11 protein-coding genes are annotated in these 20,836 nt (G+C 64.3%); all 11 read left to right on the top strand.

Translation table 11 applies throughout. The features are described 5' to 3' along the window. Positions 1-23 precede the first annotated feature (23 nt). Positions 24-791, top strand: coding sequence for a 3-hydroxyacyl-CoA dehydrogenase (locus BZL41_RS06540; protein WP_095598536.1), 768 nt, complete (start codon positions 24-26; stop codon positions 789-791). Positions 792-803: 12 nt separating this feature from the next. After that, positions 804-1,985, top strand: coding sequence for an acetyl-CoA C-acyltransferase (locus BZL41_RS06535; RefSeq protein WP_095598535.1), 1,182 nt, complete (start codon positions 804-806; stop codon positions 1,983-1,985). A 154-nt stretch (positions 1,986-2,139) separates the two neighbouring features. After that, positions 2,140-3,267, top strand: a complete 1,128-nt coding sequence (locus BZL41_RS06530) for an acyl-CoA dehydrogenase (protein WP_095598534.1) — start codon at positions 2,140-2,142, stop codon at positions 3,265-3,267. Positions 3,268-3,893: 626 nt separating this feature from the next. Next, positions 3,894-5,576, top strand: coding sequence for an RICIN domain-containing protein (locus tag BZL41_RS06525; protein ID WP_095598533.1), 1,683 nt, complete (start codon positions 3,894-3,896; stop codon positions 5,574-5,576). A 431-nt stretch (positions 5,577-6,007) separates the two neighbouring features. Then, the gene (locus BZL41_RS06520) at positions 6,008-7,156 is read left to right on the top strand and encodes a gluconokinase, GntK/IdnK-type (protein WP_256578090.1); all 1,149 of its coding nucleotides are present in this window, start codon (positions 6,008-6,010) and stop codon (positions 7,154-7,156) included. A 48-nt stretch (positions 7,157-7,204) separates the two neighbouring features. Then, positions 7,205-8,482, top strand: coding sequence for a TRAP transporter large permease (locus BZL41_RS06515; protein WP_095598532.1), 1,278 nt, complete (start codon positions 7,205-7,207; stop codon positions 8,480-8,482). A gap of 106 nt (positions 8,483-8,588) precedes the next feature. Further along, entirely contained in the window at positions 8,589-9,602 is a 1,014-nt protein-coding gene (locus tag BZL41_RS06510; RefSeq protein WP_095598531.1) for a TRAP transporter substrate-binding protein, read from the top strand. A 99-nt stretch (positions 9,603-9,701) separates the two neighbouring features. Continuing rightward, positions 9,702-10,721: a LacI family DNA-binding transcriptional regulator gene (locus BZL41_RS06505; protein ID WP_095598530.1), complete on the top strand. Its 1,020-nt coding sequence runs from the start codon at positions 9,702-9,704 to the stop codon at positions 10,719-10,721. 496 nt (positions 10,722-11,217) lie between these two features. Next, positions 11,218-15,429 (top strand): OmpA family protein, encoded by a 4,212-nt coding sequence (locus BZL41_RS06500; RefSeq protein ID WP_168190957.1) that lies wholly within the window; start codon positions 11,218-11,220, stop codon positions 15,427-15,429. Continuing rightward, positions 15,426-19,097: a hypothetical protein gene (locus tag BZL41_RS06495; RefSeq protein ID WP_095598528.1), complete on the top strand. Its 3,672-nt coding sequence runs from the start codon at positions 15,426-15,428 to the stop codon at positions 19,095-19,097. Before BZL41_RS06500 ends, BZL41_RS06495 begins: the two co-directional genes overlap by 4 nt. 742 nt (positions 19,098-19,839) lie before the next feature. Then, positions 19,840-20,836, top strand: a 997-nt coding sequence (locus BZL41_RS06490) for a DAHL domain-containing protein (protein WP_143518033.1), incomplete at its 3' end; no start/stop codon positions are given.

Below are 20,836 nucleotides of genomic sequence, written 5' to 3'. Positions count from 1 at the left end.
TCAGTACTGAGGAGAAAGACGACGTGCGTATCGACAACCGCGTATTCCTGATCACCGGCGGCGGCTCCGGCCTCGGCGCCGCGACCGCGCGCCTGCTGGTGGAAAACGGCGGCAAGGTGGTGCTGGTGGACGTCAACGCCGAAGCCGGCCAGGTCCTGGCGGCGGAGCTGGGCGAGGCGGCGCGATTCGTGCGCGCGGACATCACCCGGGAAGAAGACGGCTGCCAGGCGGTGGAGCAGGCCCTCGATGCCTTCGGCGCATTGCACGGGCTGGTCAACTGCGCAGGCGTGGCGCCGGCGGAGAAGGTCGTTGGGCGCAACGGCGTGCACGGCCTGGAGAGCTTCAACCGGGTGATTGCCATCAACCTGATCGGCACCTTCAACATGCTGCGCCTGGCCGCCGAGGCCATGGCGCGCGGCGAGCCGAACGAGGAGGGCGAGCGTGGGGTGATCGTCAACACGGCCTCGGTGGCTGCCTTCGATGGGCAGATCGGCCAGGCCGCCTATTCGGCGTCGAAGAGCGGCGTGGTTGGTATGACCCTGCCGATTGCCCGCGAACTGGCGCGCTCCGGCATTCGCGTGATGTGCATTGCCCCCGGCATCTTCGAGACGCCGATGATGGCCGCGATGCCGCAGGAAGTACGCGATGGCCTGGGCGCCAGCGTGCCGTTCCCGCCACGCCTGGGCCGGCCGGCCGAGTACGCCGCGCTGGTTCGCCACATCATCGAGAATCCCATGCTCAACGGCGAAGTGATCCGTCTCGACGGCGCCATCCGCATGGCCGCGAAATAAGAGGTGAATGCCATGAACGATCCAATCGTCATCGTCAGTGCCGCCCGCACCCCCATGGGTGGCTTTCTGGGTGACTTCAAGGACGTCACGGCGGCGGAACTGGGTGCCGCCGCCATTCGGGCCGCCGTGGAGCGAGCGGGATTAGCCGCCGACGCGGTGGACGAAGTGGTGATGGGTTGCGTGCTGCCCGCCGGCCAGGGGCAGGCACCGGCACGCCAGGCGGCCTTGGGCGCCGGGCTGGCGCACGGGGCCGTCTGCTCGACCCTGAATAAGATGTGTGGCTCGGGCATGAAGGCCGCGATGCTGGGGCATGACCTGCTGCGTGCCGGCAGCGCCGACGTGGTGGTCGCCGGTGGCATGGAAAGCATGTCAAATGCGCCTTATCTGCTGGAGCGGGCGCGTTCCGGCTATCGCATGGGACATGGCCGGGTGCTCGACCACATGTTCCTCGACGGCCTGGAAGATGCCTACGACAAAGGCCGCCTGATGGGCACCTTCGCCGAGGACTGCGCCGAAGCCTACGGTTTCAGCCGTGAGGCCCAGGACCGTTTCGCCATCGCTTCCCTGACCCGGGCGCAGCAAGCCATCGCCAACGGCCGCTTCACCGACGAAGTCGTCCCGGTGCAGGCCAAGGCTGGCCGGGAGCTGCGTACCGTCGAGCATGACGAGCAGCCGCCCAAGGCGAAGCTGGACAAAATCCCGACCCTCAAGCCGGCCTTTCGCGAGGGGGGCAGTGTCACCGCGGCGAATTCCAGCTCCATTTCCGACGGCGCCGCCGCGCTGGTGCTGATGCGCCTGTCGGAGGCGGAGAAGCGCGGGCTGACGCCGCTGGCGGCGATACGCGGGCATGCCTCCTTCGCCGATGTGCCGAACCTGTACCCCACTGCACCCATCGGCGCCGTGCGACGGCTGATGGAGCGCACCGGCTGGTCCCTGGGTGGGGTCGATCTGTTCGAAGTCAACGAAGCCTTTGCCGTGGTGGCCATGGCGGCTATGCGCGACCTCGATCTACCCCACGATAAACTCAACGTGCACGGTGGCGCCTGTGCCCTCGGCCATCCCATTGGAGCATCCGGGGCACGCATCCTGGTGACACTGCTGTCGGCACTGAAGCAGTACGACCTGAAACGCGGCGTTGCCGCCATCTGCATTGGCGGTGGTGAGGCGACGGCTGTGGCGGTCGAGCGACTATAAGAGCCTATTCAATGTCTGCTGCGCGTCGGCCCTGCTGCGTTGAAAACAGGCTCGGACTTGCTCATTTACAACTCGTAAACTCCGCGTCCTCGCCTGTTTTCGCCTTGCATGGCTCTAGCTCGCGAGACTTTGAGCAGACTCTAAGGAGAACGTCATGCTACCCAGCGAAGAGGCCCTGCAAATCCGCGACGTCGCCCGCCAGTTCGCCCAGGAGCGGCTGAAACCCAACGCAGCCGAATGGGATCGCGAGCACCGCTTCCCCGCCGAGGCCATCCACGAAATGGCCGACCTGGGTTTCCTCGGCATGCTGGTGCCGGAAGAGTGGGGGGGCGCGCAGACCGGCCATCTGGCCTACGCCATGGCGCTGGAGGAGATCGCCGCTGGCGACGGCGCCTGTTCCACCATCATGAGCGTGCACAACTCGGTGGGCTGCATGCCGATTCTCAAGTTCGGCAGCGAGGCGCAGAAGCGCGACTTCCTCATCCCGCTGGCGCGTGGCGAGATGCTCGGCGCCTTCGCCCTGACCGAGCCACAGGCCGGGTCGGATGCCAGCGCGCTGAAAACCCGCGCGCGGCGCGACGGGGCGGACTATGTGCTGAACGGCACCAAGCAGTTCATCACCTCGGGCGCTCATGCCGGGATGGTGATCGTCTTCGCCGTGACCGATCCGGCGGCCGGCAAGAAGGGCATCAGCGCCTTCATCGTGCCCACTGACAGCCCCGGCTATCAGGTGGCTCGGGTGGAGGACAAACTCGGCCAGCATGCCTCGGACACCTGCCAGATCGTCCTCAACGATGTGCGGGTGCCGGCGGAGCTGCGCTTGGGCGAGGAGGGCGAGGGCTACCGGATCGCTCTGGCCAACCTGGAAGGCGGGCGCATCGGCATCGCCGCCCAGTCGGTGGGTATGGCACGCGCCGCCTTCGAGGTTGCCCGCGACTACGCCCATGAGCGCAGCGCCTTCGGCAAGCCGCTGATCGAGCACCAGGCCGTGGCCTTTCGCTTGGCCGACATGGCCACGCAGATCGCCGTGGCCCGGCAGATGGTCCACCACGCCGCCAACCTGCGCGAAGCCGGTCTGGCCTGCCTGACCGAAGCCTCCATGGCCAAGCTGTTCGCCTCGGAGATGGCCGAGAAGGTCTGTTCGGCGGCCATCCAGACCCTGGGTGGCTACGGCTACCTGAGCGACTTCCCGGTGGAACGTATCTACCGCGACGTGCGGGTCTGCCAGATTTACGAAGGCACCAGCGACGTGCAGCGGATGGTGATTGCGCGGGGGTTGTAGAAGAAGGCCGTCGTCCTGGCTTTTGTAGGGGCGAATAAAGTCGCCCCTACAGGTGGCTTCTCTTCGCTCGCTCCCACAAAGGGTAGCGTTCGGCCCTCGTCGTGGGGGAATTCATTCGCGATGGGCCGAAGTCATATTCGTGGAGAGTCTCCCCCTGGCTTGTACGCGTTGAAATGAGACATGGTTTGTGGTCGTGAGCACTATGACTTGGCATATTCGGAATTTCCCGAGAATTCGACGCCTTCGTAGGGACTTGCCCGATTGTCTAACAATCCCCGAAACATATAATCGCCAAACCTCTCGATAATAGGGGCTGTGATCTGGATTTATATCTGACAGCAGTGCCGAAATATATTTGAAGAGGGCTGGGGAAATATAAATCCTCAGTACATCACCGAGTGGCAATTGTATGGGGTTCGCCACTGTTCTAATCGTGTTTGATCTTGGATCGCTTGGCAGTCACCTGCCGGGGCAACGCTTGCGCTTGCTTTCTGAAGGATGGATTTCCTCTTTGGGCATCGGCAAATCCATGTGGATCGAGACGAACCCCGACAATGCATGTTTCAGTCTCGGTAATGCCAATCGGCATTTTTTTCTGATGCCTATGTCAACTAATTGGGAAGGCGATGGATATGTTAGGAAATAGTTTTTCCTTCGTTAAATCGACGGCCATCATTGCGGGGCAAGTCGCAGCGGTGGTCGCCGGTGGTTTTCTGTCATTCGCCGCGCAAGCGGCCAACTGCACCTATATGCCGGTGAGCGGCAAGGTCTACAACATCGTCAATGAAGCCAGTGGCCTGTATTTGGATGTTTCTGGCGGCTCCAAGGAAAACAATGCCAAGATAATCCAGTGGCCGGCAAATGGAGCGGCCAACCAGCGTTGGTTGGTTACCGACCTGGGTAACGGGAAGTGGACGATTCGTCCCACGCACAGCAAGAAAGCCATGGATGTCTATGGCTGGTACACCGTGGACGGCGGCGCCATCAATCAATGGGATTACTCCGGAAACCCCAACCAGCAATGGCAGTTGGTCAGTTCCAAGAGCGGCGGTTTCACGATCGTCGGCGAGCATTCGAAAAAACTCGTGACGGTAGCCGATAAATCCCGTGGTTCGGCAATCTATCAGAATGCCAATAACTCGTCGGCGAATCAGCGTTGGTATTTCAACCCTGTGGACGGCGATTGTGTCGCGCCGACTGCGACGGGTGGTTCGGGGTCGTTCAGCAAGACCTTCATGGGCAGCGACAAAATACTGATCGGCGGAGCGATGGAGGATAAAACCTCTGACGCGGCGCCGTTCCATATACGTTACCACTATGTGCATAGCCAGCCAGCGACCAACCAGGCTTGTTATAACAACTGCGATAATGCCTGCGGCAATATGACTCAATGGTGGGCCTGCTGGTCGCGGTCGCAATGGAACACCAAGCCCGGCTTGTTCGTTTCGATGTGGCGCGAGCGTAAAAACTTTGTGGCTGGACAGAAAAATCTCGCACAGATGAAGCACTGGACGTGGTATTCGCTGAGGGATCTCGGGGACGCGGCGGGCTATTCCGATGGCCCGGGCGAAGTCAACGCCGTCAACGACGCCAAGCTGCTCAAGCGCTACATGGATGACTACCGTTTCTTCCTCCAGCAGGTCGGAGACGAGAAGACCACAATCCACCTGGAGCCGGACTTCTGGGGCTACGTGCGGTCAATCAATAGCAACCCCCGGGCTGTCCCTGCGCAAGTCAAGGCAGCTAACTCGACCGATTGTGCCAACGACGAGAACAATGCTGCCGGATTGGCAAGCTGCTTGATCTCGATGGCGCACAAGTATGCGCCCAACTCCACCGTAGGCATCCACGTTTCCTGCTGGGACTACAACATGGAAGGGAAACCGCAGGAATGTGCAAAGTTCTTTAAGGATCTCGGCGCCGACAAAGGCGACTTCCTCGTGACCGATGCCTCGGACCGGGATGCAGGCTGGTATCAGGAGCAAGGGAAGTCTTACCACTGGTGGGACGACAAAGGCTTCGCCACCTACATGAATCAGATCAAGACGCTCACCGAGACCATCGGCAAGCCCATGATCATCTGGCAGATTCCGCTGGGTAACATGGCCATGAACAATACGTTCCAGCACTACAAGGACAACAAGGTGGATTATTTCTTCTCGCGTATGAACGAGGTCGCGAATGCCCACGTTGTTGCCCTGCTGTTCGGTCCTGGAGATTACCCACAGACCAACCCGGAAACCGATGGTGGTAACTTGATCAGGAAGACCAACAGCTATTGGAAGTCGGGCGGCGTATCGCTGCGCTGATTGACTTCGCCCGCTCGACAACGCGTTCTCCGCGTTGTCGAGCGGTTTTTATCCGCGGTTGTATCGATGACCGCGGATTTGCTTCTCTTCTATCCCGACAGTCACACACCCCAGAGCAGGCAAGCTCTTTGTAGGAGCCAGCTCTGCTGGCGATTCGTGCGTTCGGCGATATCTTGCTTCGCGAGCAGAACTCGCTCCTACGGATCGTTGTGGGCATCGGCTCACACGCCCGACGCGGTATGAGCGCATGCCTTTCACTCACCGATGAATCCGCTCTTGCATCCTTCAGCCCACTTGTGGGCTGGCGGGGCATTTCATTCGTCGTCTTTTCCCAAACCTCTCTTTCCCCTGGCTTGCCGGATAGAATTGTTAGCGCTACCATCGCGCCAAACAATGAACGACCTCACATCGATGGGGTCCCTGGAGAGCGCATGCCTACTGTCCATCCTGCCCGCGTCGAAGAGCCGGCACGCCGCACCCTGGTGGTGATGGGTGTCAGTGGTTCCGGCAAGAGCGACGTCAGCCAGGCCGTCGCCGCCGAACTCGGCTGGCGACATATCGAGGCCGACCATTTCCACCCCCGCGAAAACGTCGAGCGCATGCGCGCCGGCATTCCCCTTGGAGACGAAGACCGCATCCACTGGTTGGACGCGCTGATTGTCGAAATGCAGGCCGCGCTGGCGGCTGGCGAAGGGTTCGTGCTGGCCTGTTCGGCGCTTAAGCGCGCTTATCGCGATCGCCTGCGTGCTGCCGTTCCCGGCTTGCGTTTCGCTCATCTGAGCATCGATCACCCCACCGCGCTGCAGCGGGTCGGGGCCCGTCCCGGTCATTTCATGCCGACTTCCCTGGTCGACAGCCAGTTCGCCACCCTCGAGTCGCCGGAAGGCGAGCCCGGTGTGTTGTGCGTGGATGCCTCCCAGACTCGCCAGGCGGTGGTCGCCGAGGTGTGTGCCTGGGTGTGCCACGTCTCCGTGGGGGAGGCGATTCAGGCGCGCGTGGATTTTTCCGCGCAGCCCGATGATAGCGCTAACCATATCCCCGGCGTGCAACCCCAGTTGACCGGCGAGCCCATCTATAGCGGCGGTATGGCGCGGCTGTTCGACCGCCTTACCGATGGGCTGATGGCGGTGCTGATGGCCTTCATGGTGGTGGTAGTGTTCGGCAACGTAGTAGCGCGCTACGCCTTCGGTACCGGCTGGGCCGGGGCCGAGGAGCTGTCGCGGCTGGCCTTCGTCTGGCTGGTATTCGTCGGCGTCGCCTCAAGCATGCGGCGCGGCGAGCTGATGCGCTTCAGCATGATCCGCGACCGCTTCCCGCACCTGGCTCGGCGCCTGGTGGATTCCGTCAGTTGGCTGCTGGTGGCGGTCGCCAGCGCCTTGTCTACCCTCGGCGCCTGGAACCAAGTGCAGTTCGGCTGGAGCAATTCGAGCCCGGTGGTGGGCTACCCCGTGGTGCTGGCGATGGTTCCGGTGCTGGCCTGCATGGCGGTGCTGGTGCTGCTGGCCCTGGTCCAACTGGTCAACGTCTGGCGCCGTCCCGAAGAGCTGGCCAGCCCGCTGGCTAATGTCACGGCCGACTGAGTCGCGCTTTACCTCCAATAAGAATCGGGCATTGCCCACGAGGACCTGATGACTGTCGCCGTCTTCCTTTCTTCACTGCTGGGTTTCATGGCCTTCGGGATGCCCATCGCCTTCGCCCTGATCCTCACTGGCGTGGTGCTGATGTGGTACCTGGATTTCTGGGACGTGCAACTACTGGCGCAGAACCTGCTGGCCGGCGCCGACAGCTTCCCGCTGCTGGCCGTGCCGTTCTTCATCCTGGCCGGCGAACTGATGAATGCCGGCGGGATTTCCCGGCGGATCATCGCCATGGCCCAGGCCTATGTCGGCCATTTGCGCGGCGGGCTGGGTTTCGTCGCCATTGCCGCCGCCGTGCTGCTGGCCAGCATGTCCGGTTCGGCGCTGGCGGATACCGCGGCGCTGGCTACCTTGCTGCTGCCGATGATGCGCCAGCGTGGCTATCCGCTACATGCCTCGTCGGGCCTGGTGGCGGCCGGCGGGATCATCGCGCCGATCATCCCGCCGTCGATGCCGTTCGTAATCTACGGGGTAGTGACCAACACCTCGATCAGCCAGTTGTTCATGGCCGGACTGGTGCCCGGTCTGATCATGGGCGTCGGCCTGATCATCGCCTGGTCGCTGATCGCCCGTGGCTTCACCGAGCCGACCCCGCCCAAGGCCAGCGCCGCCGAACGCCGGCGCGCGCTGGTGGACGGCGCGGCGGCGCTGATGCTGCCGGTGATCATCGTCGGCGGCCTGCGCTTCGGCATCTTCACCCCGACCGAGGCCGCGGTGGTGGCCGCGGTCTATGCGCTGGCGGTGTCCACCTTGCTCTATCGCGAGCTGAACTGGACCACCCTGGTGGAGGCGCTGACACGCGCCAGCCGCACCACGGCCTCGGTGATGTTCCTTTGCGCCGCTGCCACGGTGTCCGCGTACATGGTGACCCTGGCGCAACTGCCGGACGAGATCGGTGCCATGCTCGGCCCGCTGGCGGATCATCCGCAACTGCTGGTGCTGGCGATCATGGTGTTGATGATCGCGGTGGGCATGGTGCTCGACCTGACCCCGACCATCCTGATCCTCGCTCCGGTGCTGTCGCCCATCGTGGTCAAGGCCGGCGTCGACCCGGTGTACTTCGGCGTGATGTTCGTACTGATCGGCTCCATCGGCCTGATCACCCCGCCGGTGGGCACGGTGCTCAACGTGGTCGGCGGCATCGGCCGCCTGCGCATGGAGGTGCTGGTGCGCGGGGTAATGCCGTTCTTCCTGGTGTACCTGGCCATCGTCGCGTTGCTGATCGCCTTCCCGCAGGTCGTCACGGTGCCGCTGGCATGGCTGCGTTGATCGCCTTCGCTTGTTCCGCCTGGCGCCCTGGCGCCGGGGTAAACCCTCGCTTTGCTCCGGCAAGGCCCAACCCGTCCTCATCCCACAACAACAAAGGTATCGCCCCATGAGACGTTCACTGATCTCCGCCCTGGCTGCCGCCGTTCTGCTCAGCCCCCTCGCCAGCCTGTCGGCGCAGGCCGACGACATCCGTCCGCGCATGATCCGCTTCGGCTACGGCCTCAACGAGAACAGCAACCAGGGCAGGGCGGCCAAGCTGTTCGCCGAGGAAGTGGCCAAGGCCTCCGACGGCAAGCTGAAGGTGCGTACCTTCGGCGCGGCCAGCCTGGGTTCCGATGACCAGATGCAGAACGCGCTGATCGGTGGCGCCCAGGAAATGATGGTGGGTTCCACCGCCACCCTGGTGGGCATCACCAAGGAAATGGCGGTGTGGGACACGCCGTTCCTGTTCAGCAGCGAGAAGCAGGCCGACGCCGTGCTCGACGGTCCGGTCGGCCGGCAGATCATGGACAAGCTGGAAGAGAAGGGTCTGGTTGGCCTGGTCTACTGGGAAAACGGCTTCCGTAACATGACCAACAACGTGCGACCGATCGCGAAGATGGAGGACTTTCAGGGCATCAAGCTGCGTGTGATGCAGAACCCGGTGTTCCTCGACACCTTCAACCGGATGGGCGCCAACGCAGTGCCGCTGCCGTTCTCCGAGCTGTTCACCGCGCTGGAGACCAAGGCCGTGGACGGTCAGGAAAACCCCTACAACACCATCCTCTCGTCGAAGTTCTACGAGGTGCAGAAGTACCTCACCGTGACCAACCACGTGTACAGCCCGTGGATCGTCACCGTGTCCAAGCGCTGGTGGGATGGTCTGTCGCAGACCGAGAAGGACATCCTCATGGAAGCGGCGAAGAAAGCTCGCGACTTCGAGCGTAAGGACACCCGCGAGGAAGCGGCCAAGGCCTTGGCCCAGCTCAAGGAGAAGGGCATGCAGGTCAACGAGATCAGCGCCGAGGAAGTCCAGCGCATGCGCGAGCAGGCTCAGCCGGCGATCCAGAAGGTGATCGACACCGTGGGCGCGGAGCTGTTCCAGCAGGTCCAGGCCGAGCTGGAGAAAGCACCGCAGTGATGCCGATGGATGTCCGCCCTTGGTGGGGCGGGCGTCCAGCGCTGCCCGCCGGTGTGCCGGTCGCGCTAGAATCGCGGGCCTTTTTGCCATGGAACCATCATGAGCCAACGTCGTCGCCGCTCCGCCGAACGTGTCACCCTGTCCGATGTGGCCCAGGCCGCCGGTTGTTCGCTGATGTCCGCCTCGCGGGCGCTGTCGCAGCCGGAGCGGGTATCGGACGCGTTGCGCGAGCAGGTGATGAAGGCGGTCAAGGCACTCGGCTATGTGCCGCACCCGGCGGCGCGGGCGCTGGCCAGTTCCAAGTCGAACCTGGTGGCGGTGGTAATCCCGTCGTTGTCCAACTCGGTATTCGTCGATACCGTCGAGGCCATCCAGCGGGTCCTGATGCCGGCCGGTTTCGAGATGATGATCGGCGTCAGCCACTACCGCGTCGAGGAGGACGAGCGGTTGCTGCGGGCTTTCCTGGCGCATCAGCCGGCCGGGCTGTTGGTCACTGGCTTCGAGCGCAGCGACGCGGCGCGTGAAATCCTCGGCAGTTGCCGGGGGCCCGTCGTCACCTTGATGGAATTGAGCGACACCGAGGACGACTACTGCGTCGGCTTTTCCCAAGTGGAGGCGGGTGCAGCCATGACCCGTGCACTCATCGAGCGGGGCTATCGGCACATCGCTTTCGCCGCGACGCAGCTCGACCCGCGCACCCTGCAGCGCGCTGAAGGCTATCGCCAGGCCATGCGCGAGCACGGGCGCTACGATCCGAATCTGGAGCTGCTGACGTCGGAGCTGTCCTCCATCGGCCTCGGCGCCGATCTGCTGGATCGCTTGCTGGCCCGGCACCCGCAGGTCGATGCGATCTTCTTCAACAACGACGACGTGGCCCTGGGCGCGCTGTTCCGTGCGCGCCAGCTCGAAATCGCCGTTCCGCAGCGGTTGGCTATCGCCGGTTTCAACGACCTGCCGGCCGCCGCTTGGGTGCATCCGGCGTTGACCACCGTGCGGACCGCGCGCGGCCGCATCGGGCAACTGGCGGCGGAAATGCTGCTCGGCCTGATGCGTGGCGAGCCGCCTGCACAACGGCGGATCGACGTAGGGTTCGAAGTCGTCCTGCGCGACAGTGCCTGAGCCTTTCGACAAAAGCGTATTGGTGCACAGGTCAGACAAATTGTTGGCCGACACTGGCCGGGCTCGACTTAGGAATTTTCCTAGTGGCCTAGCTGGCACATTGGCGTCGGCGATGGGGCAATTCGCCATAAAGACGACTGAATTGCCCGGGAATATCAGAATTTTCCGAGCCTCGATGGCTGCGCCTTACCACCAAATCAAGATCGCCTGATAGTGGCCCTCCAGGCCCTCTGACAATTTGCGCTCCGCCTGACAGCGAGTGCTGGCGGTCGAGGGCACAGGAGGTCAATCGGGCTCCTGCCTCCTTTTTTTCTTTCGCCTCGCATTCGCGTTCTCAACCGATACCGGCCAGCCCCTGGGCGGCGGGTATCACGTGCTCGACATGCGAGGATTTGTGGTGCAACGAAACAGCAGGGCGCATCGGCGCAGATTCGGATGGTCGTTCGAACGGTGGGCTTCAAATCGGCGGATTGGATTCGCCTGGCTGTTCTCGCTGATGCTCACCCTGTTGCAGGTGCCCCAGGCATCGGCGGAAGTACTGGGCGAGTGCCGCTTGTCCGACCCGAACTCCCGGGGCGAGCACACCGACGAAATCTGCTGGCTGCAGTTCGGTAGCGCCGGCCAAGTGCTCGCGTCCGGCTACAACGACGATTACCTGTTCACCTTGCCGGACGGCTCCACTCTGCGTCTGCATATGGCGGTGAGCAACGGCGGGACGCTTCAGGTCTCCCAGGCACCGACCTGGACCGGCTCGAACTTCAGCGGCGACACCGACTTCTATCGCTTGCTGACACCGAACGCCGCGGCGCTCTACACGGAAACCAACGGCAGTGCCAACGGGACCGTGGTCACCCTGACGAACATTCGTCTGTTCAACCCAGCCGGCGCCGAGGTGATCGAGCCCTACGAGATCGTGGTGGCGGATGCCGAGCGCCTGAACAGCAACGGGCTGCCCGGTTTCACCCGTGGCGAACGTCTGGACTTCGGTGTGGTGTCCGGCGGTACCGCCTGGCAGACGGTGGAGTTTCTTGGGGATGCGCCCGCCAGCGCGGTGACGCGGCTGTCGCTGCCGGAAGATGGCGGCCCGACCTCGGTCTGCGAAGGGGCCATCGACTGCGTGCGTTTCCGCGGTGAAACCCGTAGCGACGCGAATGCCGTGGTACTGGCCACCCGCAAGGATGTGGCTGGCAGCCAGCCATTCAGCATCGTCGGGCAGATCCATTCCATGGCGTCCCAGGGTTTCGCCTATGGCTTGCGCTGGGGTGGTGCGCGTCTGCGCAAGCGCCTGCCGGCCGGGCGTCTGGAGCCGGCCGATCAGTTCGTCTACCGCATCGAGAACGTGGTGGGCGCGACCATTTCCAGTCGCACCACCAGCGGCAGTGCGTCCGGTAACTATCCCTACATCAGTGGCCAGGTAATGCCCGGCAACACCCTGAACCTGATCGAGGAGATGGCCCCCGGCAGCGCTTCGACGCTGCGCCAGTACGACCGTAGCATCGCCTGTACCAACACCAATGCGGGTTCCACCACGACGCTGCCGAGCGGCGCCTACGATCCAGCCGACCCGCCCAGCCTGGAGCTGCAACTCGCCGACACGGTGGACTGCACGATCAGCAACGTACCGCGCCTGGTCGACCTGTCTATCGCCAAGAGCGCTTCCGCCACTGCCGTGCGGGCAGGGCAGGCGTTCACCTACAACCTGCGGATCGGCAACCGCGGTACCCACGACGCGACCAACGCGACCTTCACCGACCGGGTGCCCGTGGGTATCAGCGGCCTGAGCGCGGCCGGCGTGACCTGCGGCAGTGCCAGCGGCGGCGCGGTGTGCGGCGACCTAGGCATCACCATCAGCGGCGATGCGGCGAGCGGGTTCGTGCTCAGCGGCCGCATCCAGTCGCTGCCCGGCACCAACAGCGCCGGCTCGGCGGGCAGTGCGGTGACCGTGACTGTCCAGGTCACTGCGCCGACGAGCGCCGGGAACATCACCAACAACGCCTCGGTGGCGCTGTCCACGGACGACTCCACCGTCGGCGAACCCACGTCGCGCCAGGACGACAACCAGAGCAGCGTGACGGTGACGGTCAGCGAGCCGACCGTCGATGCGGTGGACGACCGCTATACCCCGACGCGCGGCGAAACCCGTGCCGGCAATGTCTTCGACAACGACAGTCTGAACAGCCGGACGGTGGCGCCGGCCGATGTCACCGCGACCCTGGTTGGCGATCTGCCGCCGGAGCTGACCTTCGACCCGGCGAACGGCGAGGTCGGCGTGCAGCCGGGCAGCCCGGCGGGCTCCTACAGCTTCGTCTACCGGCTGTGCGAATCGGCGAGCACGGTCAACTGTGACGAAGCTACCGTGACAGTGTTGGTGACGGCCCTGGAAATCACCGCAACGGACGATACCTTCGTCACCGGCTCGGGTGCTTCTGGCGATCCGTCGCTGGGCAATCTGTTCGATAACGACAGCCTGAACGGAACTGTGGCCGATCCGTCCACGGTCATCCTGACACTGGTCGGCACGCCGCCGTCGCCATTGCTGGTCGATACCCAGACCGGTGTCGTCGGGGTCAACCCCGGCACCCCGGCGGGCGACTACAGCGTCGATTACCGCATCTGCGAGCGCGCCGTGCCGGATAACTGCGCGACCGCCACCATCACCGTACGGGTCGCGCCGCCGATCATCGACGCGTTGGACGACGACTACAGCACCTCGACCATCGAAGCGCTGACCGGCGGCGCGGTGGGCAACGTCCTGGGCAACGACTCCCTGAACGGCATCGCGCTGGCACAGGGCGCGGTGACCCTGGAGCAGATCGGCAGTTCCAGCCCGGATGTCAGTCTCGATCCGGCGACCGGGGCGATCCGCGTAGCCGCGAGCGCGTCACCGGGGACCTACACGCTCGACTACCGCATCTGCGATGCGCTCAATCCGAGCATCTGCGACACCGCCCGGGCAACGGTGGCGGTGGCCGGCAGCATGCCTGTGCGCTTGAGCAAGCAGGCCAGTCCGCAGAAGGTGAAGACCGGAGATCTGGTGCGCTACACCCTGGTGGCGGAAAACACCGGCAGCACCGACCTGACCGGTGTATCGCTGGTGGATACGCCACCGGCGGGCTTCAGCTATGTCGACGACTCGCTGGCCGTGAGCGACCGCGATGGCGCCGCCCACCTCGCCGGCCTCGATCCGCTGCGGGTTGAGGGCCTGTCCGTGGCTGCCGGCGGGCGCTTGACCATCACCTATTTCCTGCGCGTCGGCGCTGGCGTCGCTGCTCGCGGCGAGTACGTCAACAGTGCGCGCCTGATGCTCGCCGGCAGTGTTATCAGCAATGTGGCGCGGGCCTCGGTCCAGCGTGAGGCCGATCCGCTGTTCGAAGATGCCCGCGTGCTCGGCACGGTCTTCCTGGATCGCGACGGCGATGGCTGGCAGGACAGCGCCAAGGCTACCGGGCTGAAGGTCCGTGGCGGCTTCGCAGCGGACGCCTATGTGCCCGGTTCCACCCTGGTGGACCGTGGCGACGGGCCTCGCCCGGAGCCGGACGCCAGCGCACCGTTGCTGCACGGCATCGTGCTGGGCGACCTCCTCGGTCGCCGTTCGCCGGACGAGCCGGCAGGGCAGCGGCGCATCACCATCAGCCAGCGTCTGCGCAGCCCGGCCTTCACCGATGACTTCGAACTGCGCAGCGCCGAAGGCACGTTGCTGCAAATGCGCGCCGACGGCAGTGAGACGGTGGCGCGTGAGGGGGATGCCGCGCGCGGTCTCGGAACTCAGGATCTGCGTGTTACACGCCATGTCGCGGTGGCCGATGGCGGCGAGTACTGGGTGACTTACGAAATCGTCAATACGGGGGTCGACGAGCCGGGCCTGCCGGGCGTGCGCCTGGGGACGGTGGAAGGGCTACTGGTGGAAACCGATTCGCGTGGGCGTTTCCACTTGGAAGGGCTGGACGTCGAGCATATCGGCCGGGGCCGCAACTTCATCATGAAAGTGGACACGGCGACCTTGCCGCCCGGCAGCCGCTTCGTCGATGGCAATCCGAAGGTCAAGCGCATCACCCAGGGCATGCCGGTCCGTTTCGATTTCGCCGTGCAGGCGCCGGAGCAACCCTGGCGCGCGCCCGAGCGGGTCGAGCTGGAGCTGGGCGAGGTTGTCTTCGCGCCGGGCAGTGCGGAAATCCGTCCCGAGTACACGCCGGCGATCGACACCATGGTGCGCATCCTCGGCGAACACCAGGGCGGCGACGTGGATGTGGTAGGGCATGCCGAACAACCGGCTCTCGCCCTGCGCCGGGCCGAGGCGTTGCGCGATGCCTTGTTCGCCAAGGTCTCTCCGACGGTGCGCGAACGCCTTGGCATCCGTGTGCGGCCGGAAACCCGCAGCCTTCTGCGGCTGAGCGGTGAACAGGTGCGCCTGGGCGAAGTGCTGTTCGAAACGGACAAGGCCGAGGTTCGCCCGCGCTATCGGGCTCTGCTGGATCAGCTCGCGCAGCAATGGCTGGCCCGCCAGGCCGCCGGGATGGACAGCCGTTTGGTGATCGTCGGACATGCCGATCGTCGCGGTTCCCAGGCCTACAACCAGGCCCTGGGGCTGCGTCGGGCGAAGGCGTTGTTCGCCGCGCTCGCCGAACGCCTGCCGCCCAGGGAGAGGGCGAGGCTCAGGGTGGAGGTTGATCACGGAAGCCTCGATCCGGTGCGGGAGGGCGCGCTATGAGCCAGCTCATCCGTAAATACCGTGTCAACCATGGCCTGCCGTTGAAACCACTGGATGCGGCGATCTTCTTCGCCCTGACGATGGGTGCGGCACAGGCGGAAACCCGCGGTCCGCTGGCCTGCGACGCACAGGGCTGCGCCAACGATGGCCAACCGGTGGTCCGGGTGATCAGCAAGGGGGAAAGCGAACCCTTATCCGTTGGTTCCTCGCCGGATACCGATGGCTTGGCGCGCGAACGCCGGGCAACCGTCGATCTGCAACAGGTGCCGCCGGGGAAAGCGTCGGCACGGCTCACTCTGGAACTGCCAGGCGGCGGCTCGATCTGGGCCACCGAGGACCCTGCGCTGACCGAGCCGGTGCTGAACGTCCAGGGCAACCCGCAGGCGGCGTTCGCCCAAGGGCGCTTGACCGAGCCGGTGCGTTTCCACGTCTACAGCAACTACGCCGGGTTCATCGAGCGGATGGAGCTGGTGCTTTATCGCGGCAGCGATGTCGACCGGGTCACGCCGTTGGCGACGCAGGCCATCGAGCCGGGTGTTTCCCGCGAGCTGACCTGGAACATCGACCTGCCGGAAGGCTCCCGCCTGCGCCAGGGCGATGAGTTGCAATACGTGTTGCGGGCCTACGGTGCGGACGGCAGTGTCGACGAGACCTGGGCGCAGCGCATACGACTGGTGCGTCCCGAAGACCGCCGCCGCAGCCTCGAACAGCAGCGACTTTCGGCGGGCAGCGAATTGCGCGATCTTTCCGCCGAGGCGCTGGAGAGCCGCCGGCTGCTGTCCGAAAGCTACGGGCGCGGCAGTGCGTTGCGCCAGCAGAACATCCCGATCCATGGCTCGCGGGTCCGCTTGTCCGGCCAGGACATTCCGGACGGCTACCAACTGAGCATCAACGGGCAGCCGGTGCCGGTCGATCTGGAGCGTAAGTTCGTCGCAGAGTACCTGCTACCGGTGGGCAGCCACACCTTCGACCTGCGTTTGCGTAACCGCGACAAGGCAATCGACCGGCAGTTGCAGGTGGACGTCACCGGCCGCTACCTGTTCCTGGTGGCGATCGCCGATGTCACCGCCTCGGAAAACCGCGTCAGCGGTGCAGTGGAAGCGTTGTCCGCGGACGACCGTTACGAGGACTTCCTGGTGGATGGCCGGCTGGGCTTCTATCTGAAGGGCAAGATCCGTGGCAAATACCTGATCACGGCCCAGGCCGATACACGCGAGCAAAGGGCCGGCGACCTGTTCAGCGGCTTCTTCCGGGCCGATGCCCAGGACATCTTCCGGCGCCTGGACCCGGATGCCTATTACCCGGTCTACGGCGACGACTCGACCACCCGGCGCGACGTCGACACCCAGGGCAAGCTCTACGTCCGGGTCGACTGGGACCGGAACCAGGCGCTCTGGGGCAACTTCCAGACCGGCCTGACCGGCACCGAGTACGCCCAGTACGTGCGCAGCCTGTACGGGGCCGCGTTGAAGTGGCGCAGCCGCGACAGCACGGAACTGGGTGAGGCGCGTAGCGAAGTACGGGTGTTCGGTTCGGAAGCGCAGACGTCGCTGGGGCACAGCGAATTCCTCGGCACCGGCGGTAGCCTCTATTACCTGCGGCATACCGATATCCTCCGGGGCTCCGAACAGGTGGTGCTGGAGCTGCGCGACCCGACCACCGGCCGGGTGGAGGCGCGCACCGCGCTGGTCCGCGACGTCGATTACCAGTTGGACGAGCTGCAAGGGCGCATGATCCTGACCCGGCCGCTGTTGCAGATCAGCCGGGAGAATGCGCCGACGCTGACCCGCGACACGCCGCTGGGCGGTTACACCAATGTCCTGCTGGTCGATTACGAATACCTCAGTCGCGGCATCCGCTACGGCGAAGTCACCGGCGGCCTGCGTGGCAAGCAGTGGTTCGGCGAGCACCTGGCCCTGGGCGGCACCTACGTCGATGAAAACCGGGCCGGCGACGATTACCGCCTGATGGGCGTCGATACCACCCTGCAGGCGGGGCGCGGCACCTACCTCAAGCTGGAGCAGGCCCACAGTGAATCCACCTCCGCACCGGTGTTCTATTCGGACAACGGCGGCCTGAGCTTCGCCCGGCTCAACCCGAACGGTCGCCGCGAAGGCGATGCCCAGGCGCTCGAAGCGCGGGCCAACCTGAAGGAACTGGGGCTGCTCGACAACGAGTGGGCGTTGGCCGGCTGGTACCGGCTGGTGGATTCCGGCTATTCCATCAGCCGCTTCGACATCGGTATGCCGGTGGTGGAGAAGGGTGCGGAGTTCTCCGGCGAGCTGAGCGAGACGCTGGAACTGTCCGGACGGGCGAGCCGTGCCGAGCGCGGTACCGATCGCTTCGACCAGGCCCAGATCGGCGCGGGCTGGCAATTGAGCGAAGATGACCAGCTGGATGCCGAGTTGCGCCAGACCACTGAGACGCGCTCATCGGATGCGGTGGAGGGAACGCTGGGGGCCCTGCGCTATACCCGGCGGATCACCCCGTCGCTGGAGGTCTACGGCGTCGGCCAGCTCACCCTCGACAATGACAATGGCCGTTATCGCGATAACGATGCGCTGACGCTCGGCGGCAAGTACCTGTTCGGCGATCTCTCCAGCGTCGGCGCGGAAGTGACCGGCGGTGATCGCGGCAATGCCGCCAGCGTCAATGGCGAATACCGGGTCGCCGCGGACCACAGCCTGTATGGCGGCTACACGGTGACCACCGACTCCAGCGCGGAGACCGATCCGCTGTTCGGCGGCAAGCCGGGCGGGCTGACCCTTGGCCAGCGCTGGCGGCTGTCGAACCAGGCCAGCCTGTTCAATGAAAGCCAGTGGCTCAAGTCCGGCGAGGAGCAGGGCATCGCCCACACCTTCGGCATGGACTTCTACCCGGTCGAAGGCTGGAACTACGGCTTCACGGTACAGGAAGGCGAGCTGGAGGCCGTCAGCGGCGTCGTCGACCGTCATGCGCTCAGCGTGCGCGGTGGCCATGTCTCGGCGAAGACCACCTGGAGCAGCGCCCTGGAGTACCGCCGCGACACCGGCGCGGAGGAGCGCCGGCAATGGCTGACGACCCATCGCATGCTGCACAAGCTCGACGAATCCTGGCGCATCGCCGGTCGCCTGAACATCTCCGATACCCGCGACCAGATCGACACCCGGGCCGGCGCCCGTTTCGTCGAGTCGAACCTGGGCTTCTCCTGGCGTCCGGCGGACAACACGCGGTGGGGCTTGCTCGGCAAGTACACCTACCTCTATGACCTGTCCACCCTGGGCCAGGAGGGCGATGTGTCCCGCTTCGACCAGCGCTCCCATGTACTCGCGCTGGAAGGCACATACCGCTTCGACCAGCGCTGGGAGTTTGCCGGCAAGCTCGCCGAGCGGCTGGGGCAGGCCAGGGCGGGGCGCTTGGAAGGCGAATGGTTCGACAGTCGGGCGAGCCTGGCGGCGGCGCAGATGCGCTATCGCCTGCAAGGCGCCTGGAGCGCCCTCGGCGAATACCGGGTGCTGGATGTGAAGGACGGTGGCATGCGTCAGGGCTGGTTGGTGGGTGTCGACCGCGATGTCGGCGAGAACTTCCGGGTCGGTGCCGGCTACAACTTCACCGACTTCAGCGATGACCTGACCCGGCTGGATTATCGCTACCAAGGCTGGTTCCTCAACTTCGTCGGCTTTTATTGAGGGCACGTGCGCGATTCGTTGCGCTGGAAACGGGGCGGAGGCGGGTAACCGGCCTTCCGCCCCGTCGGGCGTGTCCGCCTGCTGGCACATGAAGGTGACTCCGCTCGCCGCCTCGACTCTCCGATAGCTATCCCTGCTGCTCTCCTCCGGGGCCAGATATCTGGATTGCCGGCGATTTCGCTTGGCTGCCGATCTGTGAACTGCGAAAGAGTTTTTCAACTGAAGGTTAGTATTATTTTCGCCGAGACCATCTGTTGAGCCGTCCTACCAACATTCTTTCGCTGAGTTTTGCGACATTCTTCATCTTCCTGGCCCGATGCCATCGTGAATATCGGTGGGCAAGGACTACTTCTTGGTAGGGATATCCTGATTTTTTTAGCTCCATGGGGGCTCTTCGCCTCCGTGCATCCATTTTGCCGACGAGGTTGGCAACCCGTATTTTCCCCGTGCTAACGCCAGCTACTCCATTTCTCGTCGCACCCCGCCAGATTGCGAGCGGCGCTGTGGGCGGCGTGGTGGACGCATTCCATCCAGGGTGGGGCCGATTCGTCTGATGTTTGCCCTACGCGGAGTAGGGAAAGGTTGATCAATAAATAGGGCGTGGCTGATCGACTGCTTGTCCTGACGATCTGTACGCTTTTATCGCAATCCAAGCCCGGATATTCATGTCTGCCACGGTCTTCGCCGGATGCGGCTGATCACGCGGTCTTGGCGGAGTATGGGGTTCCGTTCGGGAGTTCAGATGCAGCAGTACGGGTTCGGGCGCTTGATGCGTGGGATGATCGGCTCTTCTCTCGTATGGGGAGGGTTGCTGGCTGCAGTGGCTGTTGCGGTACTTGTCTTCCTGCTTTCGCAGGTCCAGGCGGTCAACTGGCGTGAGCACTATGAAATTCGTGACGCGATTCGTGAATTGCAGGAGCTGGACATGCAACTGAATGTCCGCTTGCTCATGGCACGCCAGGAACTTCCCCAGGAGGAGCATGCGATCGCCGGCGTCCAGGCCCGTATCCGCGAGACCGAAGATCGCGTTTTCGGCGATATCAAGGCCAGCGGTACCAGTCCAGCGGACCCGGCTCGCCTCGGCCACGGCGACGAGGCTGCACTGGTCCTGGAGTACTACGGCGCCAAGAGCAAGAAGCAGGAACTCATCGAACAGTTCCTCTCCCTGAATGCCACCCTCAAGGATACGGTGGACCAGGCCGTCTTCGAGCTGAACCGTCTTTCCGGCCATTCGGCTGCGATGGAGACCCAGGCCAACGCTCTGCGCCTGTTGCTGTTCCTCTACCTGCACGATGGCAGCGAGGATTCCGCGAAAAAGTTGCAGGATCGCCTGGATGGCCTGTCGCAGGATTCGGCCGCACGAGCGGACAACGATACCTTCAAGCTGGTCGAGGCGCTCGGCGCCAACATCCTTTATATCCTGCAGCAACTTCCCAACCGGGACGCGGCGCTGCTCGGTATCGTCAATGCGCCGACGTCCACGCTGAGCGATATCCTCAACGCCTATACCCAGCGCTACTCCGACATCTTCCGGCGTGCCGAGATCTACCGGCTGGCGCTGATCGCTTACGCGGCCATGTTGCTGCTCGTGCTGTTGGTCCTGGCGCTGCGTCTGCGCCACAGCTACGCGACCCTCGAGCATCAGGTGGGCGAGCGCACCCAGCAGTTGGCGAAGGCCTACGACGAGCTGAAGCAGTCTCAGCTGCAGATGATGCAGACCGAGAAGATGGCATCGCTGG

Source organism: Pseudomonas sp. PIC25, assembly GCF_002286785.1.
GTDB lineage: Bacteria > Pseudomonadota > Gammaproteobacteria > Pseudomonadales > Pseudomonadaceae > Pseudomonas_M.
Note: the sequence above shows the minus strand (reverse complement) of the source record. Positions and strands in the feature narration are given on the sequence as shown.

Excerpts from the sequence above, each read along its gene's own strand:
- BZL41_RS06535 (WP_095598535.1), top strand. The coding sequence starts at position 804 with ATGAACGATCCAATCGTCATCGTCAGTGCCGCCCGCACCCCCATGGGT.
- BZL41_RS06530 (WP_095598534.1), top strand. The coding sequence starts at position 2,140 with ATGCTACCCAGCGAAGAGGCCCTGCAAATCCGCGACGTCGCCCGCCAG.
- BZL41_RS06525 (WP_095598533.1), top strand. The coding sequence starts at position 3,894 with ATGGATATGTTAGGAAATAGTTTTTCCTTCGTTAAATCGACGGCCATC.
- BZL41_RS06520 (WP_256578090.1), top strand. The coding sequence starts at position 6,008 with ATGCCTACTGTCCATCCTGCCCGCGTCGAAGAGCCGGCACGCCGCACC.
- BZL41_RS06515 (WP_095598532.1), top strand. The coding sequence starts at position 7,205 with ATGACTGTCGCCGTCTTCCTTTCTTCACTGCTGGGTTTCATGGCCTTC.
- BZL41_RS06510 (WP_095598531.1), top strand. The coding sequence starts at position 8,589 with ATGAGACGTTCACTGATCTCCGCCCTGGCTGCCGCCGTTCTGCTCAGC.
- BZL41_RS06505 (WP_095598530.1), top strand. The coding sequence starts at position 9,702 with ATGAGCCAACGTCGTCGCCGCTCCGCCGAACGTGTCACCCTGTCCGAT.
- BZL41_RS06500 (WP_168190957.1), top strand. The coding sequence starts at position 11,218 with ATGCTCACCCTGTTGCAGGTGCCCCAGGCATCGGCGGAAGTACTGGGC.
- BZL41_RS06495 (WP_095598528.1), top strand. The coding sequence starts at position 15,426 with ATGAGCCAGCTCATCCGTAAATACCGTGTCAACCATGGCCTGCCGTTG.